We start from the raw sequence: 25,678 nt of genomic DNA, 5'->3' as shown, positions 1-25,678 counted from the left end.
CCGAAGCTACGATACTTGCGACGGCGTCGCAAGCTCCGGCAGAGGTGTCCCGCGCGTGCAGGCGGCGCCGGGGCCGAGAATGTCCAGAAGCGGGACGTTTCCGCAGACAAGCGCATCAAGGGTGAGCGGATCGAGCGTCCTGTAGAAGGCGCTCGCCGCATGCGTCAGAGCGTCGCGCAGGCGGCAGGCCGCGGTGAGGGGGCAGGTGTTGTCCGCATCCGCAAAGCATTCGGCCAGCGGAACCGGCTCCTCCATCACGCGGAACACCTCGCCGATGCGGATGCGGTCGGCGTTCCGCGACAGCTCAAGCCCGCCGTTCCGCCCGCGCCGCGTGTGCAGATATCCCAGTTGCGCGAGTTGGTTGATGACCTGGGCGAGGTGGTTCTCGGACGCGTTGCACCGTTGCGCGATCTCGGATTTGGTGACGAGCCGACCGGTGTTCGCCGCGCAATACATGAGCACGCGGATCGCGATATTCGTTCTCTTGGTAACGCGCATTGTCCCTGCTCTCGATTATCCTCGGGAAGGATTACATACACGACCACGCCATAGTCGCGTTTGACATACATCAATCCAGGGGTCACCACGGTCGGATGACTTTCACCTGTTTCTTCGGATACGGCTCGCTGGTGAACCGGCGCACCCACGGATACACCGGGGCCCGGCGCGCGGCCGCACGGGGATGGCGCCGCGCATGGCGCTACACGGCGGACCGCGAAGTGGCCTTTCTCACCGTCATCCCCGATCCCGCCTGCACCATCGACGGGCTGGTCGCATCTGTCCCCGCGGATGCCTGGCCGACACTCGATCTGCGCGAACACGCCTACGAACGGCTGGACGCGCGCGACAGCGTCACCGACGCCGGGGACGGGCACCCGGCGATCTATGCCATCGCGGCGGATCGCCTGAACACGCCCGACGACCATCATCCGGTGCTGCTCAGCTATCTCGACGTGGTGGTGCAGGGCTACCTGACCGAATACGGCCGGGACGGGGCCGCGCGGTTCTTTGCCACGACGACCGGATGGGAGGCGCCGATCCTCGACGATCGCGCGGCGCCGCGCTATCCACGCGCCCAGGACCTCTCGGAGGGGGAACGCGCCTTCGTGGACCGATATCTCCAGACCCTCAATTGCCGGATCATTGCCTGAATGTTTTCAAAGCCCCTCATGATCCTGCGCCGCGTGTCCAACCGCCTTGCCGTGCGCGTGCTCTTCGGGTCCATCCTCGCCTTTGCCGCCGTCCTGCTGGCGCCGTTCTTCGATTCGCTCATCCCGGAAAGCTGGCAGGACAGGTTCGGCCGCGACGCGGTGATGCCGATCCTGACCATCCTCGCCTCGTCGATGCTGACGGTCACCACCTTCTCGCTCTCGGTCATGGTGCAGGCCTTCCGCAGCGCCGCGAGCCAGGCCACGCCGCGCGCCTACCGGCTGCACCTGTCGGACACCACCACGCATACCGCGCTCGCCACCTTCACCGCGGCCTTCCTCTTTTCGCTGACCGCGATCGTGATGTTCAACGCGGGGTTCTATTCCGAAGCCGCGGCGGTGGTGATCTTCTGGCTCACCATGCTGGTGATCGCGGCCATCGTCCTGGCGATGCTGCGCTGGATCGACCACCTGAGCCGCCTCGGCAGCATGGACCACACCCTCGAAACCGCCGAATCCGCGGCCTTCACGCCGCTCGCCGCGATGATGGACCGCCCGGCGCTCGGGGGTCAGCCGATCCTCGGCGACCTCGGCGCGCCCAAGAATGCGCTCGCCCTCCCCGCCCCGCGCGGCGGGTATGTCCAGTTCATCGACATGAACCGGATGCAGACCGAACTGGGCAAGAGCGGCGCGCGCCTGCGCGTGGCGGCGGCGCCGGGCCATCACGTGATCCGCGGCCAGCCTCTCGGCTGGCTGATGCACGGAGAGGACGTGGACCGCAGCACGCTGGTGCAGTGCTTCACCCTCGGCAACAGCCGGTCGCTCGAACAGGATGCCCGCTTCGGCGTGATGATCCTGAACGAGATCGCCGTGCGGGCCCTGTCGCCCGCCGTCAACGATCCCGGCACCGCCATCGACGTGGTGCAGCGGCTGACGCGCCTGCTCGGCGAGACGGGCCGCCCGGCCGAAGAGGCGCCGGAATTCGGCCGGATCGAGGTGCCGATGGTCGCGGCCTTCGACCTGATGGACGACGCCTTCGGCGCGATCATCCGCGACGGCGCGGGCCGGCCGGAGGTCATCAGCGTGGTGTTTTCCGCCCTGAACGTGCTGCAGGGGTCGCCCTGGACCGATCTGGCAAAGGCGGCGCGCCGGATGCGCGGCTACGCGGTGCGGCACGCCAACGAGACGGTCGAGATCCGGGATGACCGCGACCGTCTGGCCGAAAAGGCGCGCTGACCGTCAGGCGGTCAGATTGCGCGCCGGGATGGTCTGGAGCAGCGGCATGACATCCGCCATCTCCGGCCCCTTCTCGCGCCCGGTCAGCGCCTTGCGCAGCGGCATGAACAGGCCCTTGCCCTTGCGCCCGGTCTGCGCCTTCACCGCCGCCGTCCACTGGCCCCAGGTGTCATGGTCGAAGGGACCTTCCGGCAGCAGGGTCATCGCCTCGGCCACGAAGGCCCGATCCTCGTCCGCGACCAGAGGCTCGGCCCCACGGGAGAACAGCGCCCACCAATCTCCGAGCTCGGCCCGCGTGCGGATGTTCTCGCGGGTCACGGTCCAGAACAGCTCGGCCTTGTCCGCGGGCACGCCCAGCGCGGCGATGTCCTCCGCCACCGCCGCCAGCGGCAGGCCGTGCAGCTTGCGGGCGGTCAGCGGGTAAAGATCCTCGACATCGAATTTCGTCGGCGCCGCGCCGAATTGCGACAGATCGAACCCCTCGGCGATCTCTTCCAGAGACAGGCGCAGTTCGACCGGCTGGCTCGACCCGAGCCGGGCCATCAGCGACAGCAGCGCCTCCGGCTCGATCCCGGCCTCGCGCAGATCGCGCAGCGAGAGGGTGCCCAGCCGCTTGGACAGGGATTCCCCCTGCGGTCCGGTCAGCAGCGAGTGATGGGCAAAGGCGGGCGGGGTGCCACCCAGCGCCTCGATGATCTGGATCTGCGTCGCGGTGTTGGTCACGTGATCCGAACCGCGCACGATATGGGTCACGCCCATGTCGACGTCATCCACGACCGAGGCGAAGGTATAAAGGATCTGGCCGTCCATCTTGAACAGCACCGGGTCGGAGACCGAGGCCGCGTCGATGGAGATGTCGCCGAGGATTCCGTCGGTCCACTCGATGCGCTGCTGATCGAGCAGGAACCGCCAGACCCCGTTGCCGCGCTCGGCCCGCATCCTTTCCCTGTCGGCCTCGGTCAGCGCCAGCGCCGCCCGGTCGTAGACCGGCGGCTTGCCCATGTTGAGCTGCTTCTTGCGCTTGAGGTCGAGCTCGACCGGTGTTTCCCAAGCCTCGTAGAGCCGCGACATGCCGCGCAGGCGGTCCGCTTCCTCGGCGTAGCGGTCCAGGCGCTGCGACTGGCGCTCCGTCCGGTCCCAGGTCAGGCCCAGCCACTCGAGATCGCGCTTGATGCCGTCGACATATTCTTCCTTCGACCGCTCCGGGTCGGTGTCGTCGATCCGCAGGATGAAGGTGCCGCCCGCCTTGCGCGCGATCAGGTAGTTGAACAGCGCGGTGCGCAGGTTGCCCACATGGATATGGCCGGTGGGCGACGGCGCGAAACGGGTGGTGGTCATGCGAGGACTCCTGCTTGTGCGCGGTGCCATTCCACAGACGCGCGGATTTGTCCAGTTGCCGGACCTTGGCGAAGCCCGCGCCGCCTGCCATGCTTTGCGCAAACCCGCCTGCCTGACCCCGGATACAGATGACCGACATCCTCACGGTGACCCTGAACCCCGCGCTGGATCTTTCCGCCAGCACCGACCGCGTGACGCCCAATCAGAAGCTCAGATGCGGGCCGCTGTCGGTCGATCCGGGGGGCGGCGGCATCAACGTCGCGCGGGTGGTGCGCGAATTGCAGGGGACCGTCCGGGCCTTTGTCGCGCTGGCCGGGCCGACCGGCATGCGGCTCGAAGAGGCGCTGGTCGCCCGCGGCATTCCCCTCGTCCGGATGGACGCGCCCGCGGACACCCGCGAGAGCTTTGCCGTGACCGACCGGACGACCGGCGACCAGTACCGCTTTGTCATGCCGGGGCCGGAGTGGACCGACGGGGAGGTGGCCGAGGCACTCCGCGCCATCTCGACCGCCGTGCCGCAGGGCGGCATCGTCGTGCTGAGCGGAAGCCAGCCCCCGGGCGTGCCGGTGACCTTCCCGACCAATGTGTGCCGGGCGCTGCGCGGGCGCGGGGCACAGGTGATCGTCGACACCTCGGGCGAGGCCCTGCGCTACCTCGCAGCGGGCACCAATCCCGCGCCCGCCGTGCTGCGCATGGACAGCGTCGAGGCGGAGGAGCTTGCCGGATGTCCGCTGGCGAGCCGCCGGGACTCGGCCCGGTTCGCCGCCGAACTCGTCGCACGCGGCGCGGCAGAGCGCGTGATCGTCGCGCGCGGGGCCGACGGGTCGGTCATGGCGGGTCCGGACGGGCTGGTGCAGGTCAGCGCGGCACCTGTCCCGGTCGTGTCCGCGGTAGGCGCGGGCGACAGCTTCGTCGGCGCCTATGCCTACGGCATCGCGGCGGGGCTGACGGCGCCGGAGGCGCTGGCCCTCGGCGCCGCGGCGGCCAGTGCGACGGTCACCTCTCCGGGCACGAGCCTGTGCCGGAGGGCGCTGGTCCACGAGCTGCTGGCCCAGTGCGGCGCCTCGCCGATCGGCGCCTGACTCCTCTTTCACGCGACGGCGGGCTCAAGCGTCCGCCACTCCGGATCGAGCGGAGCCTAGCGAAAGGCCGGACCGTGCGCCCAGATCGTCATGGAAAAGCGCGCGCCCTCCGTCACCGGCGTCACCCGGTGCAGCAGATAGGACGGAAACAGCGTGGCGGTGCCCCGCTCCCGGCGGGATTCGATGACATGCGCCGAGGGCATCACTTCGAGCGTGCCGCCGGCATATTCCTCGGGCTCCGACAACTGCACGACCATGGTCAGCTTGCGCCGCGCGGCGAGCTGGCCGTCGCCGATGTCGGAATGCCAGTCGAAATGCCCTTCGCGCTCGGCGCCGTAGCGCGCGATCTGCGCGCTTTCCCCGAAGGAGTCGAGCTCGAACCCGAATGCCTCGCGGTTGGCGATCCGCACGACGTCGATGATGCGGTCCATCACCCATTCCGTCTCGGCCACATCGTCGAGCCAGACCAGATCGGCGCGCCGCAGGTTGTGATCGCGCTGGCGGCCGACAAGCCGCGCGTCGGAGCTTTCGGCAGAGCGCGCGATGTCGATGAGACGGGAACAGTCGACGGCGGAAAAGGCATCCTCGATGCTGTGGACGGAAATCATGTCGGGGGAACTTTCGGGCAGGTGGGGTTGCGCCCCATAGTCCGCGCCGACACGGCGGTCTTGCCGGAAAACGACTTCGATCGCCGAAACCGACCTCTTCCTTCGGACGCTGTTGTCGCACATATGAAGGGCATGAAAGACGCCAGCCTCGCCCGGATCGAAGAGATCGCCCGCCGTACCGTCGACACCCTGCCCGAGCCGTTCCGCCGGGGGGCGGCGGGTGTGCTGCTGCGGGTCGAGGACTGGCCTTCGGACGAGATGCTGGACGAGCTCGGCATCGACGATCCGCTCGACCTTACCGGGCTGTACGACGGTGTGCCGATGACCCTGAAATCGGTCGCCGACCCGTCCCCCTTTCCGGATACGGTCTGGCTGTTCCGCAAGCCGATCCTGCAGGAATGGCGGGATCGCGGGGACATCGCGCTCGACGACCTCGTGGCGCACGTGACCGTGCACGAATTCGCCCATCACTTCGGCTGGTCGGACGAGGATATCGCGACCATCGACCGCTGGTGGGAATAGGCGCGGCGCCTCAGCCCTCGCGCAGCAGGTCCCGGATCCGCGCCAGGAACCTCTTCGGCCCGAGGTCGTCGCCCGCGGTTTCCCGCGCCCCGGCGGCCAGCCGCGCCCGCAGCGCCGGATCGTCGATGAGCGCCCCGAGAGCGGTCTCGATACGGTCCGGCTGCGACAGGTCGAGCAGCAGGCCGTCACCGCCGTCGACGAGGTAGCCCGCCGAACCGGCGCTGGTGGAAATCACCGGCACGCAGCCCCAGGCCATCGCCTCGACCGGGGCGGTGCCGAGCGGTTCGGCCGTCGACGGCAGGATGCAGACATGGGAGCGGGCATAGAGCGCGGGCATGTCGCGAAAGGCCACGTCGCGGTGAATCTCGCACCAGTCCTCACGCGCGGCGGCTTCCAGCACCGCCATGTGGTCGGCATCGGCGCCGCTGATGGTGTGGCTGGTGGCCCCGGCAAGGATCAGCCGCGCCCGTCCCGCGCGCCCGGCCTCGCGCAGCGCGTCGATCACGAGGGGCTGGTTCTTGCGCGGCTGGGCAAGCTTGCCGACGCAGAGCACCGTCACCGGAGCATCGGGCCGCTCCGGCATCTCGGGCAGGCCGGTGCAGACCGGCCAGGGCAGGTAGCGCGATTGCGGATCGGGCGGCGTATCGGTCAGCCCGGGAACCGGCGTCACGCGCCGCGCGGGCAATCCGTCGAGCCGCAGCCGAAGCCGCTTCCAGAACGAGCGCGGCCGGTCGAGCGGATGCTGGTCGTAGCTCCAGAGCTGCGCCTTGGTGCCCCGCGCGGCGCGGGCGACCGCGTGTTTCAGATCCGAGGTATTGCGCAGGAACACGAGGTCCGGGGCAAAACCGGCGAACGCCGCCTTCAGACCGGCGGCATCCGATGGATCGGCAAAGACCCGGGGCGCGACGATCGAATGATCCTCGACCTCCGGCGCGGTGTCGGACACCCAGACCGCCACCCGCGCGCCGGACTCGACCAGCGCCTTGGTGGCGAACCAGAGGTTCGGATGGAATCTCGGGACGACGAAGAGAACGGAAATCATTCCCGCCGCTACCGCCCGCGCGCGGTCAAATCAAGCGGTGATGCGTCCGGGGACCGGCGGCGGCGCAGGCGCAGCGCCTCCGAAGGCCGTGCCTGCCCGCAAGAAGCGGCAGCGCGGCGGGCACCGGAACCGGCGAGGCAAAGCATGACCACCGCGCCCGCCAGCGATCCCGTCATGCCGGACGAGGTGAGGGCGCCGATTCGATCAGGAGGGATATTTCCCCGGCGTTTCCGTCGACAGGCTGGACCCCGCAGGACCCGCGGATGCCGAGGGCGTCACCGCAGATGTCTGACTCCTCGTGTATTGCGCTGTTCGTGGGCGTGTCGAAGGTCGGCACGGACCACGCATGCGAACCGCCGCCGCGATGCGGCAGCCGAGCCCGTCGCGCAAAGACTTCCGTCAGCTTTCGTCGCGCCACCGGTTGACGATGGGATAGCGCCGGTCGAGCCAGAACGCCCGCTTGGACAGTCGTGCCCCCGGCGCGGACTGGAAGCGCTTGTACTCGGACAGGTAGAGCAGCCGCTCGACCTTCTTGGCGTCGGCCTTGTCATATCCGGCCGCCACGCAATCGGCGATGGAGCCGTCATCGTCCACAAGGATCTGCAGGATACCGTCCAGCACCGGGTAATCGGGCAGGGAATCGCTGTCCTTCTGATCCTCGCGCAGTTCGGCCGAGGGCGGCTTGGTGATGATCCGTTCGGGGATCGGGGCGTGCTTCGGCCCCATCATCCAGTCGCGGCTGTTGGCATTGCGCCAACGGCAGATATCGAAGACGCGGGTCTTGTAGAGATCCTTGATCGGGTTGTAGCCGCCCGCCATGTCGCCGTAGATCGTCGCATAGCCGACCGCGACTTCGGACTTGTTGCCCGTGGTCAGGAGCATCTCGCCGAACTTGTTGGACAGCGCCATGAGCAGCAGCCCGCGCAGGCGGGACTGGATGTTCTCTTCGGTCAGGTCCGGTTTCAGCCCCTCGAACAGGGGGGCGAGCGTCGCGGTGATGGCCGCCCGGCCTTCGGCGATCGGCACGAAATCGTACTGCGCGCCCAGCGCCTCGGCGCAGGCCTTTGCATCCTCGAGCGAATGTTCGGAGGTGTATTCCGACGGCAGCATCACGCAGCGCACGTTGTCCGGACCCAGCGCATCCACCGCGATGGTGGCGACCAGCGCGGAATCCACCCCGCCCGACATGCCCAGCAGCACCTTGCCGAAGCCGGTCTTGCGGCAATAGTCGCGCAGCGCCAGCACCATGGCGTGGTAATCCTGCTCCATCGCGTCCGGGTGCCGCACGAAATCTCCGGGCAGCGCGCGCCAGCCCTCTTCGGTGCGTTCCAGATCCACATGAGAGACGCATTCCTCGAACACCGGAAGCTGCACCACGGGCGCGCCATGCGGGTTCAGCACGAAGGAGGCCCCGTCGAAGATCTGGTCGTCCTGCCCACCCACGAGGTTCAGATAGATCAGCGGCAGACCGGTTTCGACCACCCGCGCCACCATGCGGTTCAGCCGCAGCTCCTGCTTGTTGCGGTAATAGGGCGAGCCGTTGGGAACGAGCAGGAACTCGGCCCCGGTTTCGGCCAGGGTCTCGGCCACGTCCTCGTACCAGGCATCCTCGCAGATCGGCGAGCCGATGCGGGTGTTGCCCACGGCATAGGGGCCGCCGATCGGGCCGCTGTCGTAGATGCGCACCTCGTCGAAGACGTTGTAATTCGGCAGGTGGTGCTTGAACACCTGTGTGACCATCTTGCCGCCGCGACAGATGACATAGGCGTTGTAAAGCTCCGTTCCCTCGAACCAGGGCGTGCCGATGGCCAGCGCGGGACCGTCGGCGCAGTCTTCGGCCAGCCTGCGCACCGCTTCCATGCAATCCAGCGTGAAGGCGTTCTTCATCGGCAGATCCTGGGCGTTGTAGCCCGCGATGAACAACTCCGGCAGCGCGACCAGCTGCGCCCCGGCATCCTTGCCCTGCTGCCAGGCGTCGCGGGCCTTGGCGGCATTGCCCGCAAGGTCGCCGACGGTGGCGTCGAGCTGTGCGATGGTCAGGCGGAAACGGTCGGCCATGGCCCAATCCTTCTCGGTCACGATCGGGTGTGACATAGCAGAACCACGCCTGAGGGAAAGCGCCGCCGGGCAAAAGAGATTGTCAGTCAGGGGGGGGTTGTTTACGTTCCCGCCGACAGGGAGACAGTTTCCGACAAGGAACGGGCAATGACATTCGCAGGCAGAACTCTGGCCGCAGCGGCGGGACTGATCGTCCTGACCGGGGCCGCATGGGCGCAGGACGCCGAGGTCGTCACCAAGCAGTACGATGACGGCGGCACCTACGAGGGCACGTTCCGCAACGGGCTGCAGGACGGCACGGGCACCTACCGGCTGCCGAACGGCTACGAATACACCGGCGACTGGGTCGAGGGCGAGATCAAGGGCAAGGGCGTCGCGCGCTTTCCCAACGGGTCGATCTATGACGGCGATTTCGCCAAGGGCAAACCCGAGGGCATCGGCAAGATCGTCTTTGCCGACGGCGGCACCTACGAAGGCTCCTGGCTGGACGGCAAGATCACCGGCAAGGGCGTGGCGAGCTATGCCAACGGCGTGCGCTACGAAGGGTCGTTCCGCAACGCGCTGCACCACGGGCGCGGCACCATGACCTCGCCCAACGGCTATGTCTACGAAGGCGACTGGGTGAACGGCGTTAAGGAAGGCAATGCCGAGATCACCTATCCCGACGGGTCGCTCTACGAGGGACGCGTGGCCAACGGGCTGCGCGACGGTCAGGGCAAGCTGACCATGCCGGACGGGCTGATCTACGAAGGCACCTGGCGCGAGGGCCAGATCGACGGCATCGGCAAGCTGACCCAGCCCAACGGCGACGTCTACGAAGGCGATCTGGTCGACGGCCGCCGCGACGGCGAAGGCCGCGTCACCTATGCCAACGGCGACACCTACGAGGGCCATTTCGAAAACGATCAGCGGCAGGGTCAGGGAACCTTCGTCGGTGCCGACGGCTACCGCTACTCCGGCAACTGGGTCACCGGCCAGATCGAAGGCATGGGCACCGTCACCTATCCCGACGGCTCGGTCTACGAGGGCGAGTTCAAGACCGATCTCGCCAACGGCAAGGGCCGTATCACCTATCCCGACGGCTCGACCTACGATGGCGACTGGGTCGACGGGGTGATCGAGGGCAAGGGCATCGCGACCTATGCCAACGGGCTGGTCTACGAGGGCGATTTCCGCAATGCCCGCAACGACGGCTTCGGGGTGATGACCTACCCGGACGGCTACCGCTACGAGGGCGAATGGCAGAACGGCCAGCGCCACGGACAGGGCACCGCCACCTATCCCGACGGCACGGTCTATCGCGGCTCGTTCCGCGACGGGCAGCGGCACGGTCAGGGCGACATCACGATGGCCGACGGCTTCAGCTACAGCGGCGACTGGGAAAACGGCGAGATCAGCGGCAAGGGCGTCGCCACCTATGCCAACGGCGATGTCTACGAGGGCAATTTCACCGACGGCAAGCGGCAGGGCGAAGGCACCATGCGTTATGCCTCGGGCGAGGAAACCACCGGCGACTGGGTGAACGGCGTGCTGACGACGAAAACCCCGGTCCCCGAAACCGCCCCGGCCGAAGGCGAAGGCGAAAGCGACGCAGCGACACCGCCGGCCGACACCCCCGCCAGCGAATAGGCGCCGGGCAGCGGGCGGCGGTCAGACCGTCTTGCCCGCGCTCATGCGGTCCAGAAACGCCTCGGCCTCGCGCAGGACGGTGCTCCGTCTGGTTTCGTCCATCCGGTCCCAGGTGCGGTACATGTTGCCCATGCGGGGATTGTTCTCGAACCGGTCCCGGTGACGGTTCAGGAAATGCCAGTAAAGAAGGTTGAACGGGCAGGCCCCCTCGCCCGTCCGCGCCTTTACGCTGTAGTGGCACGCCTTGCAGTAATCCGACATCCGGTCGATGTAATTGCCTGACGAGACATAGGGTTTCGACGCCACCAGCCCGCCGTCCGCGAATTGCGTCATGCCGATGGTGTTGGCCGCCATCACCCAGTCGAAGGCATCGACGTAGCTGGCCAGATACCACTCGTGGACCTGCTGCGGGTTCAGACCGGCGATGAGGGAAAAATTCCCGGTGACCATCAGGCGCTGGATGTGATGGGCATAGCCGTCTTCCCGCGTCTGGTCGACCGCATGGGCGACGCAGGCCATCCGCGTCTCAGCGCCCCAGAAGAAGCCCGGCAATTTGCGCTGATGGTTCAGCGCGTTGCGGCGCAGGTAGTCCGGGCCCTGAAGGTAGTACATGCCCCGCACGTATTCGCGCCAGCCGAGGATCTGGCGGATGAACCCCTCGACCGCGTTCAGCGGCGCGGCGCCCTCGGCATAGGCCTGCGCCGCGGCATCGCAAACCTCGCGCGGGGTGAGCAATCCGATGTTGAGATAGGGCGACAGGACCGAATGATAGAGGTGCCGCTCCCCCCGCAGCATCGCGTCCTGGTAGTCCCCGAACCGCGGCAGGGCATTCTTGATGAAATGGGTCAGCGCCCGCCGCGCCTGCGTGGTGTCCGTGGCATAGGCAAACGGGCGCAGTTCGCCGAAATTGCCGGAAAACCGCGCCTCGACCAGGTCGAGGACCTCTTCCACCGTCTCGTCGGGGGTGAACATCATCGCGCCGCCATGGTCGATCCCGTCCGGAGGCGGTTTGCGGTTCTCGGAATCGTAGTTCCACTGGCCGCCCTCGGGCGCATCGCCGTCCATCAGGTAGCCGGTCTTGCGCCGCATCTCGCGATAGAAATACTCCATCCGCAGCGACTTGCGCCCCTCGGCCCAGCCCTCGAAGGTCTCGTGGGTGGCAAAAAACCGGTCGTCCTCGATCATCCGCACCTTGAGCGGACAGTCCTGCAAGGCTTCGATCAGGCGCCAGTCGCCCGGCTCGGTCGCCAGAACCTCGGAGGCGCCGGTCTCCTCCGCGCGGCGCAGCAGTTCACCGGGGATGGAGCCGGCGTTGTCGGTGTCGTCCAACTGGCTGTAGCGCACCGTCCAGCCATCTTCCGCCAGCCTTCGCGCGAATTTGCGCATGGCGGCAAAGATCAGCGCGATCTTCTTGGAGTGGTGCGCGATGCAGTCGGTCTCGGCCGCGACCTCGGCCATGACGACGACATCCCGCGCCTTGTCGGCCTGTTTCAGCGCCGCCATCCCGGGCGTGAGCTGATCGCCGAGCACGAGGACAATCCGACTCACCAGCGCACCTCCTTGCCGGCCCAGTCGAAGAACCCTCCGGTGTCGTCCGGCCCGAGACCGTCGCAGACCGCCAGCAGGTTGCGCGCCGCCTCCTGCGGCGGAACGGCGGGGTGGCGGCCGAGGTATTTCTCGGTGAAGGGTGTCGCCACCGTGCCGGGATGCAGCGCGACGCAGGCCAGCTGTCGGTGCGTGCGGGCCAGTTCGATCGCGGCGGTACGGACCACCTGGTTGAGCGCGGCCTTGGCGGCGCGGTAGCCGTACCACCCGCCCAGCCGGTTGTCCCCGATGGAGCCGACCCGCGCCGACAGCACGCCGAGCACTGCCCGGCGGTCGCGCGGCAGCAGGTGGCGGGCATGTTTCAGCACGAGCGCCGGGCCGATGGCGTTCAGCGCGAACTGATCCGCAAGGGCCCGCGCGTCCAGCGCATCGAGAGACTTTTCCGGCACGGCCCCGGCAATCTCGAGCGCCCCGGTGGTCACGAGGATCAGGTCGTACGCGCCCTCCAGCGCACCGATATGCGTGGCGATCGAGGTTTCGTCGGTCACGTCCAGCCCGTCGCCGGAGCGGGACAGGCCCACCGCCTCCACCCCGCGCCCGGCAAGCGCGGCGCAGAGGGCGGCACCGATGCCGCCGCTGGATCCGATGATGAGCGCGCGTTCCATTCCGGGCGAGATAGCCGCCGCGCGTCCGCCTTCAAGCGGCGATCACTCGGCGGGTTCGGCGGCCCTGGTCCGTTCCAGCAGCACGGCGATCTCCGGTCGGCAGGAGCCGCAGTTGGTGCCCGCCTGCAGCGCCGTTCCCACCGCGTCGACGCTGATCGCGCCGCCGGTCTCGATGGCTTCGAGGATCTGGTTCACCCCGACGTTGAAGCAGGAACAGACGATTGGGCCCGGATCGGGCTGGTCGGCGGGCGCACGCCCGGTCAGCACATGCGGCGCATCCTGTCCCGGCAACCCGGCAAGGTGGCTGCGCATCACGCGCACCGGCTGGCGCGACACGAACAGCGCGGCAAGAAGGCGGTCGCCGTCGTGAAAGGCGATCCGCGCGGTGCGCCGTGCGGTGTCGACCACCACCTGCGCCTCCGCGTCGGGAAGGGCGAACAGGCGGCGGGCCTCGGTCTCCCAATCGGCGGGGGTCTCCGTCCCGGCGAGTTCCGCGCGCCAGCCCGTGCCGGTGCGCGCGAGCGCCCAGTAGTCGGACCGCAGCACCATGTCGTCCGACGAGATGGCGAAGCCGTACCAGGCCGCCCTGAACGGCGCGACCGCCACGACCGAGGCCTTGCTCTCCGGCTGGCCCGAGACCGGGTCCGTGACGGCGGCGACCACCGCGTCGATCCGGGCCGACGGCGCGGTCTCGCCGGTCCAGTGGATCGGCGCGAAGACGTCGCCGCGCTGCACGCGGTCGGTCAGAAGCGCCCGCAGGATCGACCGGCCGGTCACGCTGCGCACCTCGACCAGGTCGGCCTCGGCAATGCCCTGTGCGGCGGCATCCTCGGGATGGATTTCCAGGAACGGCTCGGCCAGGTGTGCCGAAAGGCGTGGCGACAGGGCCGTCCGGGTCATCGTGTGCCACTGGTCGCGGATGCGGCCGGTGTTGAAGCGATAGGGGAAATCGGCATCGGGCCGCGACACCGGCGGGCGCCAGCTGACACCCAGCATCCGGCCCATGCCCGACGGCGTGAAGAACGCGCCGTCCGCAAAGAACCGCCCCCCCTGCCGCGTCCCGGACGCGGGCCAGCGGAACGGCGGCATGACGGCATAGTCGTGGTCCGAAAGCTCTGCCTTGGCGGAGATGTCGAAATCCTTGCCGAACCCGCCCGCGATGCCGGACAGCGCCGCGTATTCGCGGAAGATCTCTGCCGGGGACTCGTAGTCGAAGGCCGAAACCCAGCCCATGCGGCGGCCGACCTCGGCGAGGATCTCCCAATCCGGGCGGGCCATGCCGGGCACCGGCAGCGCCGGGCGCTGGCGCGAGATGGTGCGGTCGGAGTTGGTGACGGTGCCGTCCTTCTCGCCCCAGGCGGCGGCGGGCAACACCACATGCGCCAGACGCGCGGTATCGGTCGCGGCGGTGATGTCGCTCACCACCACGAAATCGCAGCCCGCGATGGCATCGCGCACGCGGTCGGCGTCGGGCATGGTGACGGCGGGGTTGGTGTGGATGATCCACAGCGCCTTGATCCGCCCGGCGTGCACCGCCTCGAACATGTCGACCGCCTTGTGCCCCGGCTGGTCGGCGATGGTCGGAGAGGACCAGAAATCGTGCACCGCGTTGCGGTGATCGGCATTTTCCAGGTCGAGATGACAGGCCAGCATGTTGGCCAGCCCGCCGACCTCGCGCCCGCCCATGGCGTTGGGCTGGCCGGTGACCGAGAACGGCCCGCAACCCGGCTTGCCGATGCGCCCGGTGGCGAGATGGCAATTGATGATCGCATTGACCTTGTCGGTCCCGGAGGAGGATTGGTTCACCCCCTGGCTGAACACCGTCACCACCTTTTCGGTGCGGATCCAGAGCTTGTAGAAGGCGCGCAGGTCCGCCTCGGACAGGCCGGTGACACCGGGATCGTCGTTCGACGCGGCCGCGAGCGCGCCGTCGAAGCCTTCGACGTTGCGCAGGAAGGCGGCATCCGTCCCGCCCTGCTCGTAGATCGAGGCGAGCAGCCCGTTGAACAGCGCCACGTCCGTGCCCGCCTTGAGCGCGATGTGCATGTCGGCGATGTCGCAGGACGAGGTGCGACGCGGGTCGATCACCACCACCTTCATCGCCGGGCGCGCCTTTTTCGCGGCGACGATGCGCTGGAAGAGCACCGGGTGACACCAGGCAAGGTTCGAGCCCGTCAGCACGACCAGGTCGGCAAGCTCGAGATCCTCGTAGGTGCCCGGCACCGTGTCGGTTCCGAAGGCGCGCTTGTGACCGGCCACGGTCGAGGCCATGCAGAGCCGCGAATTGGTGTCGATGTTGGCCGAGCCGATGAAGCCCTTCATCAGCTTGTTGGCGACGTAGTAATCTTCGGTCAGCAACTGGCCCGAGACGTAGAAGGCCGCGCTGTCCGGGCCGTGCTCCGCGATGGTCCGGCGGAATTTCTCGGCCACGAGGTCGAGCGCGCTGTCCCAGTCGCTGTCCTGCCCCATGACGCGCGGCGTCAGCAGCCGTTCACCGAGCCCGATGGTTTCACCCAGTGCCGAACCCTTGGAACAGAGACGGCCGAGGTTGGCAGGGTGGTCCGGGTCGCCGCGCACGTCCATCCCGCCGTGGCCGTCGGGCCGCAGGATCACCCCGCAGCCGACACCGCAGTAGGGGCAGGTGGAGCGTACTTCCGGCATCCCGGCCCCGTCCATCACGCAGCGCTCCGCTTGCCGACGGCAGTGCCGTCCAGCAGGATGCGCCCGGCCTCGACCCGCACCGGATAGATGTCGATCCGACCCTCGTCCGCGCCCTGCGCCTCGCCGGTGCTGAGATCGAAGATCATGTTGTGCAGCGGGCAGGTCACCTTGTTGCCGTGCACGATGCCCTCGGACAGCGGCCCGCCCTTGTGCGGGCAACTGTTGGACGCGGCATAGATCTCGGCCTCGTCCGTGCGGAACACGGCCACGCAGCCGACTCCGGTCCTGACCAGCCGCGATCCGCGCAGGGGTACGTCTTCGATATGTCCGATGTCGATCCAGCTCATTCTGCAGCCTCCACGGTGAGATCGGCCAGCGGATGGAAACGGCGCGCCGCCTCCGGTTCGGCCCGCTCGGCCCAGGGGTCTTTCTGATAGACGCTTTGGGAAATCTCGAACCGGTCCACCAGCGCGGCGCGCGTGGCGGGATCGGCCAGGACCTCCTTCACCCAATCCAGCCCGACCTTCGCGACCCACTTGTAGGGCCGGTCGAGATACTTGGCGTTCTCGCGGTAAAGCTGGATGAAGGCGGTGGTCCACTCGATCGCCTCGTCCTCGGTCGCGACATCCTTGAGACGCTCGGTCTCCTTCACGTCCATGCCCGCGGCACCGGCCACGCTGACCTGGTAGCCCGAGTCGACGCAGATGATGCCGACGTCCTTGCAGGTCGCCTCGGCGCAATTGCGCGGGCAGCCCGACACGGCCAGCTTGACCTTGTGCGGTGTCCACGACCCCCAGAGCTTTTTCTCCAGCTTGATGCCGAGCCCGGTGGAATCCTGCGTCCCGAAGCGGCACCAGTCCGAGCCGACGCAGGTCTTCACCGTGCGCAGACCCTTGGTATAGGCGTGGCCCGAAACCATCCCCGCGTCGTTCAGATCCGACCAGATCGCGGGCAGATCTTCCTTGCGGATGCCCAGGAGGTCGATGCGCTGGCCCCCCGTCACCTTCACCGCCGCGTCGTATTTCTTGGCCGCCGCGGCAATGGCGATCAGTTCGTCCGGCGTGGTCATCCCGCCCCACATCCGCGGCATGACGGAATAGGTCCCGTCCTTCTGGATGTTGGCGTGGTTGCGCTCGTTGACGAAACGCGACTGCGGATCGTCCTGGTAGTCGAGCGGCCAGTCCGCCAGCAGGTAGTAGTTGATCGCCGGACGGCAGACATGGCAGCCGTTGCGGGTCTTCCAGCCCAGCTCCTGCCAGACGGCCTCCTGCGATTTCAGCTCCTTGGACTTGATGAGCAGGCGCACGTCCTCGTGGGTGAGATCGCAGCAGCCGCAGACCGGCTGCGCCGTGGGCAGCACGAATTCGTCGCCCAGCGTGACCGACAGCACCTGTTCGACCAGGCCCGTGCAGGTCCCGCAGGAGGCGCTGGCCTTGGTCTGCGCCCGGATCGCGCCGAGGTCGGTCGCGCCGCCCTCGATCGCCTTGACGATGGCACCCTTGCATACGCCGTTGCAGCCGCAAATCTCCGCCTCAGGCGGCAATGCTGCAACGGCTGAGAGAGGGTCCGCGGCGTCCCCCCCCTGGTAGGCGGGCCCGAAGATCAGCGTCTCGCGCATGTCGGCGACATCCTCGCCGTCCTTGATGAGACCGAAGAACCAGTTCCCGTCCGCCACGTCGCCGTACATCACCGCGCCGACCAGCTTGTCGTTCTCGATCACGAGGCGCTTGTAGACCCCGCGCGCCGGATCGCGGAAGACGATGTCCTCGCGGCCCGGCTTGTCGCTGAAATCGCCCGCCGAGAAAAGGTTGCAGCCCGTCACCTTCAGCTTGGTGCTGAGTTCGCGCATCCGGAAGGTCTCTTCCTCGCCGGTGAGCGTCCTCGCCAGCACCTTCGCCTGATCGTAGAGCGGCGCCACGAGGCCGAAGACATTGCCGTCGTATTCCACGCATTCGCCCACGGCAAAGACATCCGGGTCCGAGGTGCGCATCTGCGCGTCGACCTTGATCGCCCGGCCGCAGTCGAGCCCGGCGTCCATGCCCAGCTTGACCGAGGGGCGGATGCCCACGGCCATCACGACGATGTCGCAGGGCAGGACGGTGCCGTCCTCCAGGTGTACCGCCTCGACGCGCTCCTCGCCCACGATCTCCTTGGTGGAGGCCTTGAGCAGCACGTTGATGCCGCGGCGCTCGAGATCCTTCCTGAGCAGGTAGCCCGCCGCCTCGTCGAGCTGGCGCTCCATGAGGTGGCCCATGATGTGCAGCACGGTCACGTCCATGCCGCGCAGCCGCAGGGCGGCAGCGGCTTCGAGGCCCAGCAGGCCGCCGCCGATGACCACGGCCTTGCCGCCGGGCTTGCCCGAGGCCTCGACCATGGCGGTGGTGTCCTCGACATCGCGGAAGGCGACGACACCGGGCAGCTTGTGACCGGGAACGGGGATGATGAAGGCGCTGGAGCCGGTGCCGATCACCAGCTTGTCGTAGGGCACCTCGCCCTTCTCGCCCACGACGACCTTGCGGTCGCGGTCGATGGACACGACCTTCTCGCCGAAGCGGCAGGTGATCGCATTGCCGGCATACCAGGCATCGTCATGGGTGACGATTTCCTCGTAGCTCTTTTCGCCCGACAGGACGGGCGACAGCATGATGCGGTTGTAGTTGCCGCGCGGCTCGGCGTTGAACAGCGTGATGTCGAACGCGTCGGGCGCGGTTTCGCGGAGGTGCTCCAGCACACGGCCCGAGGCCATGCCGGCACCGATGACGACCAGTTTCTGCATTTCGGGCCTCTCAGACATACCAGGCGACGATGTGGGAAATCTCGCCATGTTGATGGATGGGCAGCGCGACCATGGATTCGTATCCCGCCGACAGGCCGGGCGTGCCGTTCTCGACGACCGGCAGGCCGGTGCCGAGCACCTTGCCGATCTGGCCCTGCCACGCGGCAACGCGGCGGGGCTTCTGCTGGGTGTCGTCGGTCCAGAGCGGGCCTTCGCGCGAGCAGATGCCGTCGACCAGCACCGCGCCCGGCTCGCGGCCGACCTTGCCGGCGCTGGCGTCCCAGATCTCGAACCGCCGCGCGATGGGCGTGCCGCGCGCCGACAGCAGGGTCAGCACGTAGGTCATGCCGCCGGGCACCGGAACCGGCAGGCCGAGGCCGGTGGTCAGCCCTGCCTTGCCCGCGCTTTCGGAGCGGATGAAGCGGTAGCCCGACCCGAGGTCGCGCATCAGGATCGGCGTTTCCGAAGACCAGACACCACCCGGCAGGCCCTGCCCGCGCGGGAAATGCGTGTGCTGGCTGACCCATTCGAAATGCCGGGCTGCACCGTAGTAACCATCGTCCAGCATCAGCAGGCCGTCCTGCTCGTGCCAGATCTCGATCGCGCCGGTGCGGTTGTCGTCGTCGCCGCAGAGCACGACGAGAACCGCCTTCAGCGTGTTGCCGTTGAACACCGGGATCGCGACGGCGCTGGTCAGCCCCGCCTCGTGCGCCGCTTCGGTGCGCTTGAAATAGGACCCGTCGAAGCCCTTGAGCACGACCGGCCGCCCTTCGGACCAGGCCTTGCCCGGCAGGCCCTCGCCCTTGGCGAAGCTCTGCTGGCGGCTTTCCGCGGCAAAGGCGTCGAGCGTGCCGTAGTTGCCCTCGCCATGCACGAGGCGGTCGCCTTCGGGAACCCAGACCTCGGTGACCTGGATGAATGTCTTCACGGGAGCGTCGATTGCAACGTCCATCACGCGGCTTCCTTCTTGTCGGATTTCTCTTCGGCCCGGGCCTCGGACTTGGCCTGCTTGCCGTGCTCGTACTCCTCGAGGAAATTCAGCACCTGCTCGCGGTAGAGGTAATAGTCCGGGTGTTCGAGCAGCGCCTTGCGGGTGCGCGGACGCGGCAGATCCACATCCACGATGCGCCCGATGGTCGCCTGCGGACCGTTGGTCATCATCACCACGCGGTCGGCCAGCAGGATCGCCTCGTCGACGTCATGGGTGACGCAGATGGCGGTGACCTTGGTGCGGTCCCAGACCTCCATCAGCACTTCCTGCAATTCCCACCGGGTGAGCGAGTCGAGCATCCCGAAGGGCTCGTCCAGCAGCAGCAGCTTGGGCGACAGGGCAAAGGCGCGGGCGATGCCGACGCGCTGGCGCATGCCGTTCGACATGTCCGCCGCGCCGCGATCCATCGCATCGGCCAGGCCGACCCGTTCGAGGTAGTATTCGACGACGTCCTGACGCTCGGCCTGGCTGGCCTTGGGATAGACCTTGTCGACCCCGATGGCGCAATTCTCGCGCGCCGTCAGCCAGGGGAAGAGGTTGGGCGACTGGAACACCACCGCGCGCTCGGGATCGGCGCCCTCCACGTGGCGGCCGTCGAGACGGATGCCGCCCTTGGAGATCGAATTCAGACCGGCGGCCATGGTCAGCACCGTCGACTTGCCGCAGCCCGAATGCCCGATGAGCGAGATGAACTCCCCCCGGTTGACCTTGAGGTTGAAGTCCTCGACCACGGTCAGCGGCCCCTTGGGCGTCGGGTAGATCTTGTGCAGTTGCGAGAAGTCGAGGAAGCGCTCGTCGATCATGCCTTCCTGCGCCTGCGCGACCGCCGCGGGCACCGAATGGATCGCCGTCACGCTCGGCAGGATGCGCGAGCCCTCGACCTTGTCCTTGATGCCCACGTCCATGAGGTAGTTGGTCACCTTGGCGCGCAGCTTCTTGAAGGTGTCGTCGTGGTTCATCGCGCCGCGCTCGCGCGGGCGGGGGATGGTCACGCGGAATTCCTCGCCCAGCGTGCCGTCGGGGTTCAGCGCGATGATGCGGTCGGCAAGGATGATCGCCTCGTCCACGTCGTTCGTGATGAGAACGCAGGTCTTCTTGTCGCCGTCCCAGATCGCCTCGATCTCGTCCGCGAGGTTGGCGCGGGTCAGCGCGTCCAGCGCCGACAGCGGCTCGTCCAGCAGCAGCACCTCGGGCGACATGGCCAGCGCACGGGCCACGTTGACCCGCTGGCGCATCCCGCCGGACAGTTCGGCCGGGCGGCGCGTCATGGCGTGGCCGAGGCCGACCATCTTGACGTACTTGTCGACCGTGGCCTCCTTTTCCGCGGCGGGCATCTGCGGAAAGACCGAATCCAGCGCCAGCTGCACGTTCCCCTGCACCGTCAGCCACGGCATCAGCGAATAGTTCTGGAAGATCACGCCGCGTTCCGGGCCGGGGCCCTCGATGGCCTTGCCCTTGAACGTCACCTTACCCTTGCTGGGCTTTTCCAGCCCGGCCATCAGGTTGATGAGCGTCGTCTTGCCGGTGCCGGAGAAGCCGAGGAGCACGAGGAATTCGCCCTCCTCCACCTCGAGGTCGATGTTCTTCAGCACATCGTTCCGCCGAAGACCCTGGCCGAAGCTTTTCGAGACGTTTTCGAACTTGAGAATGCTCATGCCGCTCACCGGTTGTTCGAGAAGGTGAAGAGGGACTGCAGCGCGAACATCACGCGATCCAGCAGGAAGCCGATGATCCCGATGGTGAAGACCGCGACCATGATCTTGGCCAGCGACGACGAGGAGCCGTTCTGGAACTCGTCCCAGACGAACTTGCCGAGGCCGGGGTTCTGCGCCAGCATCTCCGCGGCGATCAGCACCATCCAGCCCACACCGAGGCTGAGGCGGAGACCGGTGAAGATCAGCGGCAGGGCCGAGGGCAGCACCAGCTTGGTGATCTTGGTATAGGTGTTCATTTTCAGGACCTTGGACACCGCGACCAGGTCCTTGTCGATCGACGCCACGCCCAGCGCGGTGTTGATCAGCGTCGGCCAGAGCGAACACAGCGTCACGGTGATGGCCGAGATCAGGAAGGACTTGGAAAAGAGCCCGTCGTTCGAGGCCGAGGCCGCCGAGACGATCATCGTCACGATCGGCAGCCAGGCCAGCGGCGACACCGGCTTGAAGATCTGCACCAGCGGGTTGATCGCGGCGTTGGCATAGGGCGACAGCCCCGCGAGGATGCCGAGCGGGATGGCGATGGCCGACCCGATCAGGAAGCCGAAGAACACGGTCTTGATCGACGTCCAGATCTGTTGGTAGTAGCTCGGCGAGCCGGTATAGGCGACGCTCTTGACCTGATCTTCCTTGCCGGCGGCGATCAGCTTTTCATTGCGCTTGGCCACCATCTCTTCGAATTTTTCCTGCTTCGCCGCCTTTGCCCTGGCGTCTTCGTGCAGGTTGACCGCCTCTTCCCAGACCTGGGCCGGTCCCGGCACCGCACCCAGCGAGGTCTGGACCTTGGGCGCCAGCACGCCCCAGGCCGCGAGGAACAGCACGATGGCAAGCAGCGGCACCCCCAGCAGGCGCCAGATGTCCTTGGCCTGCGCCTTGGGGTTGTCGCCGGCGGCGGCTTTCAGGATCGGGGTGATCCAGCTCAGACCAAGGACCTGAAACCAGGCGTCGGCCTTGTTGATGCGGGTGAAGAGGCGGGCCCGGCGGGCTTCGCGTTCGGCTTCACGGGCGTATTCGGGATCGACGGTCGTCATGGGGAGGGGTCCTCGGCGATGTGTCTGGTCTGGCGGGCGCTGCACCGACTCGGCGCAACCTTCGGGGGAGCCTGGCAAGGGTGCGCCCGCACGGCGCACCCCGGAGAGTGAAATCAGCCCTTGATCTCGGTGCCGACGACGGTTTGCTCACCTTTCAGGCCGATCGGCAGGCTTTCGAGGTACGCATTGGGCGCTTTGCCGTCATAGGCGATGCCGTCGATGACATCCTCGGCGGGGGTCGCCGCCTTGTAGCCGTCGCTGTCCCAGGGGAAGTCTTCCTCGCTGGCGAGACCTTCGTCGACCAGTGCGCGGGCGGCTTCGAGATAGATCTCCGGCTTGTAGACCGACTTCGCGATCTCGTCGTACCAGCTGTCCGGCTTGGCCTCGGCGATCTGACCCCAGCGGCGCATCTGGGTCAGATACCAGACGGCGTCGGAATAGAACGGGTAGGTCGCGTTGTAGCGGAAGAACACGTTGAAATCGGGGACCTCGCGCTTGTCACCCTTTTCGTATTCGAAGGTGCCGGTCATCGAGTTGGCGATCACCTCGGCGTCGGCGCCGACGTATTCGGGCTTGGACAGGATCTCGACCGCTTCCATGCGGTTGGCGTTGTCGTTCTCGTCCAACCAGATGGCGGCGCGGATCAGCGCCTTGACCACGGCCTTGGTGGTGTTGGGGTTCTCTTCCGCGAATTCGGCAGTCATGCCGAAGACCTTCTCGGGGTTGTTCTTCCACAGCTCGTAGTCGGTGATGACCGGCACGCCGATGCCCTTGAACACGGCAGCCTGGTTCCACGGCTCGCCGACGCTGTAGCCGTAGATCGTGCCGGCTTCGAGCGTGGCCGGCATCTGCGGCGGCGGGGTCACGGACAGCAGAACGTCGGCGCCGATCTGGCCGGTGACGTTCTCGGGGCTGTAGTACCCCGGCTCGAGACCGCCGGCGGCAAGCCAGTAGCGCAGTTCGTAGTTGTGGGTCGAAACCGGGAACACCATGCCCATGTTGAAGGGCTTGCCTTCGGACTTGTACTTCTCGACCACCGGGGCCAGCGCCTCGGCACTGATGGGATGCTGCGGCAGACCGTCGGCATTGGTCGGAATGTTGGGCTTCATCTCGTCCCAGATGGCGTTCGACACGGTGATGCCGTTGCCGTTCAGGTCCATCGAGAACGGGGTGATGATGTGCGCTTCGGTGCCGTAACCGATGGTTGCGGCCAGCGGCTGACCCGCCAGCATGTGCGCGCCGTCAAGCTGTCCGCCGATCACGCCGTCCAGCAGGACCTTCCAGTTCGCCTGCGCTTCGAGCGTCACGAACAGCCCCTCGTCGAGGAAATAACCCTGCTCGTAGGCCACGGCGAGCGGCGCCATGTCGGTCAGCTTGATGAAACCGAAGGTCAGCTCGTCCTTTTCCAGATCCTGGGCAAAAGCGGGCGAAACCAACGCGGTAGAGGCTGCGAGGGCGATCAGAAGTTTGTTCATTCGTTCGTCCATCCTTCAGATGAGCGTCCGGGAACCCCGGACAAAAACCAAAAAAGCCGCCGACAGGCCGAGACAGTCTTGTCACAGCGAGTCGAGCGGCTTTGCTCAGGTATTCCCGGTCGGTGGGAGAATTCTTTTGCCTAGCGTCGTTGCTTGGCACGAGTCAGGTAATGCGACGCTCCGGATCGCGGATCAATATAAATAACCGCTTCGGGCGCATGTTTTGCAGTTGCAGCATCGAGATGCACAATGCATGTGCAGAAAACCCGCTTCAGACGGCGTCCGGCTCAAAAACCTTGCCATCGAAGAACGCGTCGGGTCCGAGGAACAACCGCCCCGCGACCGAGGAAACCGCCGTTTCGTGAATCAGCGCGCCCTCGAGCTTGGACGAGGCACCGGGCAATTCGGCCTGAGTCGGAGCGAGGGCCTGCCGGTAGAGATCGGAGCGAAAGACCGCCCGGGCGGCCTGAGCGGCGGTGGTCTGATCCAGCCCCATCCGCTTGGCCAGTTGCAGGCCGATCCATTCCGCCTGGCTGCGCCAGGGAAACGAGGCGGCGCCGCGGTGGAATTCCACGAAGCGCGGCACGTGACGCTCCTCTCCCTGCGGCGAGATGACGATGCGCCCGGTCAGCGCCCGGTCGAGGATCTCGGACGGCAGGTCGAGGTACTGCGGCCGGCTCAGCAATTCCGCCGCCAGCGTCGGAGAGCCGGGTTCCGCCAGCCAGCGCCCGGCACGCCAGACGGCGCGGATGAGGCGGCCCAGGAGCTGGCCCTCGGCAACTGCCCAGTCGCTGCGCACCGCCAGCACCTTTTCCGGGGCAAAGGACCAGATCGCGTTGCCCGGCAGCAGCAGCGTGCCGACGCCGTTCTCGACCGCCATGGACCCCCAGGGTTCGCCCACGCAGAAGGCGTCGATTTCGCCCGCCTCCAGCGCGGCCGCCATGAGCGACGGCGGCACGGTGCGGATATCCACGCTTTGCGGCGCGGGCAGCCCGAGGGCGGTCAGCCAGTAATAGAGCAGCTCGGCATGCATCGAAAACGGGAACGGCACGCCCAGCCGCAGGGGCTGTGTCGCGTGGGCGATCAGCGCCGCCCCCGCCGCGCGCGCGTCCCGGAAGGCAAAGTCGTGCCCGCCCGCCCGCAGCTTGGCCGCAAGATCGTTGCTCACCCCGATGATGTCGCCGTTCACCGACAGGACCGACACCGCCGCCAGCGGCGTGCCGTTGCCCCCGAGGCCCAGCGCCGTCGCCACCGGAACCGGGGCCAGCATATGCGCCGCCTCGACCTGGCCGAAGCTCAGCATGTCCCGGACCGAGGACCAGGACGGCGCGCGCCGCAGATCGAGGGCGATGCCCTCTTCCGCGGCGAAACCCATTTCATGCGCCACGATCAGGGGTGCGGCGTCGACCAGCGGCAGGAACCCGACGGAGAGCGTGGCGGCGATCATCCGAGAAGCCCCGCCGCCGTCACCAGCGCCTGCGCCACATCGGCGACGCGGCGTCCCTGATCCATCGCGGTCTTGCGCAGCAGCGCATAGGCGGCATCCTCGTCGATGCCGCGGGCCTTCATCAGCATGCCCTTGGCGCGGTCGATCATCTTGCGCTCTTCCAGCGAGCGTTTGGTTTCCGCCAGTTCGATGCGCATGCGCTGGAACATGCGGAACCGCGCGATGGCCGCGTCCATGATGGGTTTCACCCGCTGCGGCTGCATGCCGTCGACCACGTAGGCCGACACGCCCGCCTCGATCGCGGCATGGGTGAGGCCGACATCGTCGCGGTCCACGAACATCGCCACCGGACGATCCATCGGCCCCGAGGCCAGCGCCAGTTCCTCGAGCATGTCGCGGGACGGACTTTCCACGTCGATCAGCACGACATCCGGGGTCAGTGCCTGGATCTTGCGGGCAAGGCCGGTGGGTTCGGCGATGACATGAATCTCGAAATCGCCGGCCTCGCGCAGGCTGTCGACGATCAGCAGCGCGCGGTCCCGGTCAGCTTCGACGACGACGATGGAAAGGGCGGAGGTCATGGCCCTTTTCCGACACGTTCCGCGAGCGAAGTAAAGCCCGACCATTGCGTCGGATGCCCGCTGTGCGGGCAGCTGCCCGGAAATTCATCGGGGCTTCGGGACGGAATGTCCGACGATGGTCCGGCGCCGTT

21 protein-coding genes are annotated in these 25,678 nt (G+C 67.3%); 5 read left to right on the top strand and 16 right to left on the bottom strand.

Annotated elements, in window-relative coordinates; genetic code table 11:
* Nucleotides 1-6: 6 nt before the first annotated feature.
* The gene (locus ACN0RJ_RS02100; protein WP_417723267.1) at nucleotides 7-498 is read right to left on the bottom strand and encodes an RrF2 family transcriptional regulator; all 492 of its coding nucleotides are present in this window, start codon (nucleotides 496-498) and stop codon (nucleotides 7-9) included.
* A 95-nt stretch (nucleotides 499-593) separates the two neighbouring features.
* Here ACN0RJ_RS02100 and ACN0RJ_RS02095 point away from each other — a divergent pair, with 95 nt between their 5' ends.
* Both ACN0RJ_RS02095 and ACN0RJ_RS02090 read left to right on the top strand, forming a co-directional pair.
* The gene (locus ACN0RJ_RS02095; protein WP_417723266.1) at nucleotides 594-1,151 is read left to right on the top strand and encodes a gamma-glutamylcyclotransferase; all 558 of its coding nucleotides are present in this window, start codon (nucleotides 594-596) and stop codon (nucleotides 1,149-1,151) included.
* Complete coding sequence (locus tag ACN0RJ_RS02090) at nucleotides 1,152-2,384, top strand: DUF2254 domain-containing protein (RefSeq protein WP_417723265.1); 1,233 nt, start codon at nucleotides 1,152-1,154, stop codon at nucleotides 2,382-2,384. It abuts the gene before it with no gap.
* Nucleotides 2,385-2,387: 3 nt separating this feature from the next.
* On the opposite strand, the gene gltX is transcribed toward ACN0RJ_RS02090, so the two are convergent.
* Nucleotides 2,388-3,722 (bottom strand): glutamate--tRNA ligase, encoded by a 1,335-nt coding sequence (gene gltX, locus ACN0RJ_RS02085; protein ID WP_417718597.1) that lies wholly within the window; start codon nucleotides 3,720-3,722, stop codon nucleotides 2,388-2,390.
* A 128-nt stretch (nucleotides 3,723-3,850) separates the two neighbouring features.
* On the opposite strand from gltX, the gene ACN0RJ_RS02080 reads away from it, so the two are divergent.
* Nucleotides 3,851-4,804 (top strand): 1-phosphofructokinase family hexose kinase, encoded by a 954-nt coding sequence (locus ACN0RJ_RS02080; protein ID WP_417723264.1) that lies wholly within the window; start codon nucleotides 3,851-3,853, stop codon nucleotides 4,802-4,804.
* A gap of 56 nt (nucleotides 4,805-4,860) precedes the next feature.
* Here ACN0RJ_RS02080 and ACN0RJ_RS02075 read toward each other — a convergent pair whose 3' ends face one another.
* Nucleotides 4,861-5,412 (bottom strand): 2OG-Fe(II) oxygenase, encoded by a 552-nt coding sequence (locus ACN0RJ_RS02075; RefSeq protein ID WP_417723263.1) that lies wholly within the window; start codon nucleotides 5,410-5,412, stop codon nucleotides 4,861-4,863.
* 132 nt (nucleotides 5,413-5,544) lie between these two features.
* Between ACN0RJ_RS02075 and ACN0RJ_RS02070 the strand changes: the two genes are divergently transcribed.
* On the top strand, nucleotides 5,545-5,934 hold the full coding sequence (locus tag ACN0RJ_RS02070; RefSeq protein ID WP_417723262.1) for a metallopeptidase family protein: 390 nt from the start codon (nucleotides 5,545-5,547) through the stop codon (nucleotides 5,932-5,934).
* Nucleotides 5,935-5,944: 10 nt separating this feature from the next.
* On the opposite strand, the gene ACN0RJ_RS02065 is transcribed toward ACN0RJ_RS02070, so the two are convergent.
* Both ACN0RJ_RS02065 and ACN0RJ_RS02060 read right to left on the bottom strand, forming a co-directional pair.
* A complete protein-coding gene (locus ACN0RJ_RS02065) occupies nucleotides 5,945-6,976 on the bottom strand; it encodes a glycosyltransferase family 4 protein (RefSeq protein WP_417723261.1) in 1,032 nt (343 codons plus the stop codon).
* Between the two features lie 399 nt (nucleotides 6,977-7,375).
* On the bottom strand, nucleotides 7,376-9,034 hold the full coding sequence (locus tag ACN0RJ_RS02060) for an NAD+ synthase (RefSeq protein ID WP_417718821.1): 1,659 nt from the start codon (nucleotides 9,032-9,034) through the stop codon (nucleotides 7,376-7,378).
* A 147-nt stretch (nucleotides 9,035-9,181) separates the two neighbouring features.
* Here ACN0RJ_RS02060 and ACN0RJ_RS02055 point away from each other — a divergent pair, with 147 nt between their 5' ends.
* Nucleotides 9,182-10,663, top strand: coding sequence for an MORN repeat-containing protein (locus ACN0RJ_RS02055; protein WP_417723260.1), 1,482 nt, complete (start codon nucleotides 9,182-9,184; stop codon nucleotides 10,661-10,663).
* Nucleotides 10,664-10,684: 21 nt separating this feature from the next.
* Here ACN0RJ_RS02055 and ACN0RJ_RS02050 read toward each other — a convergent pair whose 3' ends face one another.
* From ACN0RJ_RS02050 to ACN0RJ_RS02000, 11 genes are all read right to left on the bottom strand, one after another.
* Entirely contained in the window at nucleotides 10,685-12,211 is a 1,527-nt protein-coding gene (locus ACN0RJ_RS02050; protein WP_417723259.1) for a cryptochrome/photolyase family protein, read from the bottom strand.
* Complete coding sequence (locus tag ACN0RJ_RS02045) at nucleotides 12,208-12,873, bottom strand: SDR family NAD(P)-dependent oxidoreductase (RefSeq protein WP_417723258.1); 666 nt, start codon at nucleotides 12,871-12,873, stop codon at nucleotides 12,208-12,210. The genes ACN0RJ_RS02050 and ACN0RJ_RS02045 overlap by 4 nt, the downstream gene beginning before the upstream one ends.
* A gap of 42 nt (nucleotides 12,874-12,915) precedes the next feature.
* Nucleotides 12,916-15,549, bottom strand: a complete 2,634-nt coding sequence (locus ACN0RJ_RS02040; protein ID WP_417723257.1) for a molybdopterin-dependent oxidoreductase — start codon at nucleotides 15,547-15,549, stop codon at nucleotides 12,916-12,918.
* Nucleotides 15,549-15,881, bottom strand: coding sequence for a nitrite reductase small subunit NirD (gene nirD / locus ACN0RJ_RS02035; protein WP_417718606.1), 333 nt, complete (start codon nucleotides 15,879-15,881; stop codon nucleotides 15,549-15,551). Before nirD ends, ACN0RJ_RS02040 begins: the two co-directional genes overlap by 1 nt.
* A complete protein-coding gene (nirB, locus tag ACN0RJ_RS02030; protein WP_417723405.1) occupies nucleotides 15,878-18,310 on the bottom strand; it encodes a nitrite reductase large subunit NirB in 2,433 nt (810 codons plus the stop codon). The genes nirD and nirB overlap by 4 nt, the downstream gene beginning before the upstream one ends.
* 10 nt (nucleotides 18,311-18,320) lie before the next feature.
* On the bottom strand, nucleotides 18,321-19,238 hold the full coding sequence (locus tag ACN0RJ_RS02025; protein ID WP_417723256.1) for a GAF domain-containing protein: 918 nt from the start codon (nucleotides 19,236-19,238) through the stop codon (nucleotides 18,321-18,323).
* Nucleotides 19,239-19,261: 23 nt separating this feature from the next.
* Complete coding sequence (locus ACN0RJ_RS02020; protein ID WP_417723255.1) at nucleotides 19,262-20,956, bottom strand: ABC transporter ATP-binding protein; 1,695 nt, start codon at nucleotides 20,954-20,956, stop codon at nucleotides 19,262-19,264.
* A gap of 5 nt (nucleotides 20,957-20,961) precedes the next feature.
* Nucleotides 20,962-22,044: an ABC transporter permease gene (locus tag ACN0RJ_RS02015; RefSeq protein WP_417718609.1), complete on the bottom strand. Its 1,083-nt coding sequence runs from the start codon at nucleotides 22,042-22,044 to the stop codon at nucleotides 20,962-20,964.
* A gap of 113 nt (nucleotides 22,045-22,157) precedes the next feature.
* Nucleotides 22,158-23,519 carry a CmpA/NrtA family ABC transporter substrate-binding protein gene (locus ACN0RJ_RS02010; RefSeq protein ID WP_417718610.1) on the bottom strand — a complete coding sequence of 454 codons (1,362 nt, stop codon included), beginning with the start codon at nucleotides 23,517-23,519 and terminating at the stop codon, nucleotides 22,158-22,160.
* Nucleotides 23,520-23,790: 271 nt separating this feature from the next.
* Nucleotides 23,791-24,966: an ABC transporter substrate-binding protein gene (locus tag ACN0RJ_RS02005; protein ID WP_417723254.1), complete on the bottom strand. Its 1,176-nt coding sequence runs from the start codon at nucleotides 24,964-24,966 to the stop codon at nucleotides 23,791-23,793.
* Nucleotides 24,963-25,547 carry an ANTAR domain-containing response regulator gene (locus ACN0RJ_RS02000; RefSeq protein WP_417718612.1) on the bottom strand — a complete coding sequence of 195 codons (585 nt, stop codon included), beginning with the start codon at nucleotides 25,545-25,547 and terminating at the stop codon, nucleotides 24,963-24,965. Before ACN0RJ_RS02000 ends, ACN0RJ_RS02005 begins: the two co-directional genes overlap by 4 nt.
* Between the last annotated feature and the right edge of the window lie 131 nt (nucleotides 25,548-25,678).

This window comes from Salipiger sp. (genome assembly GCF_048261495.1).
Taxonomy (GTDB): domain Bacteria; phylum Pseudomonadota; class Alphaproteobacteria; order Rhodobacterales; family Rhodobacteraceae; genus Salipiger.
This window is presented reverse-complemented; position numbering and strand designations above follow the sequence as displayed.

Coding starts and splice junctions, on each gene's coding strand:
- ACN0RJ_RS02100 (WP_417723267.1), bottom strand. CDS start 498: ATGCGCGTTACCAAGAGAACGAATATCGCGATCCGCGTGCTCATGTAT.
- ACN0RJ_RS02095 (WP_417723266.1), top strand. CDS start 594: ATGACTTTCACCTGTTTCTTCGGATACGGCTCGCTGGTGAACCGGCGC.
- ACN0RJ_RS02090 (WP_417723265.1), top strand. CDS start 1,152: ATGTTTTCAAAGCCCCTCATGATCCTGCGCCGCGTGTCCAACCGCCTT.
- gltX (WP_417718597.1), bottom strand. CDS start 3,722: ATGACCACCACCCGTTTCGCGCCGTCGCCCACCGGCCATATCCATGTG.
- ACN0RJ_RS02080 (WP_417723264.1), top strand. CDS start 3,851: ATGACCGACATCCTCACGGTGACCCTGAACCCCGCGCTGGATCTTTCC.
- ACN0RJ_RS02075 (WP_417723263.1), bottom strand. CDS start 5,412: ATGATTTCCGTCCACAGCATCGAGGATGCCTTTTCCGCCGTCGACTGT.
- ACN0RJ_RS02070 (WP_417723262.1), top strand. CDS start 5,545: ATGAAAGACGCCAGCCTCGCCCGGATCGAAGAGATCGCCCGCCGTACC.
- ACN0RJ_RS02065 (WP_417723261.1), bottom strand. CDS start 6,976: ATGATTTCCGTTCTCTTCGTCGTCCCGAGATTCCATCCGAACCTCTGG.
- ACN0RJ_RS02060 (WP_417718821.1), bottom strand. CDS start 9,034: ATGGCCGACCGTTTCCGCCTGACCATCGCACAGCTCGACGCCACCGTC.
- ACN0RJ_RS02055 (WP_417723260.1), top strand. CDS start 9,182: ATGACATTCGCAGGCAGAACTCTGGCCGCAGCGGCGGGACTGATCGTC.
- ACN0RJ_RS02045 (WP_417723258.1), bottom strand. CDS start 12,873: ATGGAACGCGCGCTCATCATCGGATCCAGCGGCGGCATCGGTGCCGCC.
- ACN0RJ_RS02040 (WP_417723257.1), bottom strand. CDS start 15,549: ATGGACGGGGCCGGGATGCCGGAAGTACGCTCCACCTGCCCCTACTGC.
- nirD (WP_417718606.1), bottom strand. CDS start 15,881: ATGAGCTGGATCGACATCGGACATATCGAAGACGTACCCCTGCGCGGA.
- nirB (WP_417723405.1), bottom strand. CDS start 18,310: ATGCAGAAACTGGTCGTCATCGGTGCCGGCATGGCCTCGGGCCGTGTG.
- ACN0RJ_RS02020 (WP_417723255.1), bottom strand. CDS start 20,956: ATGAGCATTCTCAAGTTCGAAAACGTCTCGAAAAGCTTCGGCCAGGGT.
- ACN0RJ_RS02015 (WP_417718609.1), bottom strand. CDS start 22,044: ATGACGACCGTCGATCCCGAATACGCCCGTGAAGCCGAACGCGAAGCC.
- ACN0RJ_RS02010 (WP_417718610.1), bottom strand. CDS start 23,519: ATGAACAAACTTCTGATCGCCCTCGCAGCCTCTACCGCGTTGGTTTCG.
- ACN0RJ_RS02005 (WP_417723254.1), bottom strand. CDS start 24,966: ATGATCGCCGCCACGCTCTCCGTCGGGTTCCTGCCGCTGGTCGACGCC.
- ACN0RJ_RS02000 (WP_417718612.1), bottom strand. CDS start 25,547: ATGACCTCCGCCCTTTCCATCGTCGTCGTCGAAGCTGACCGGGACCGC.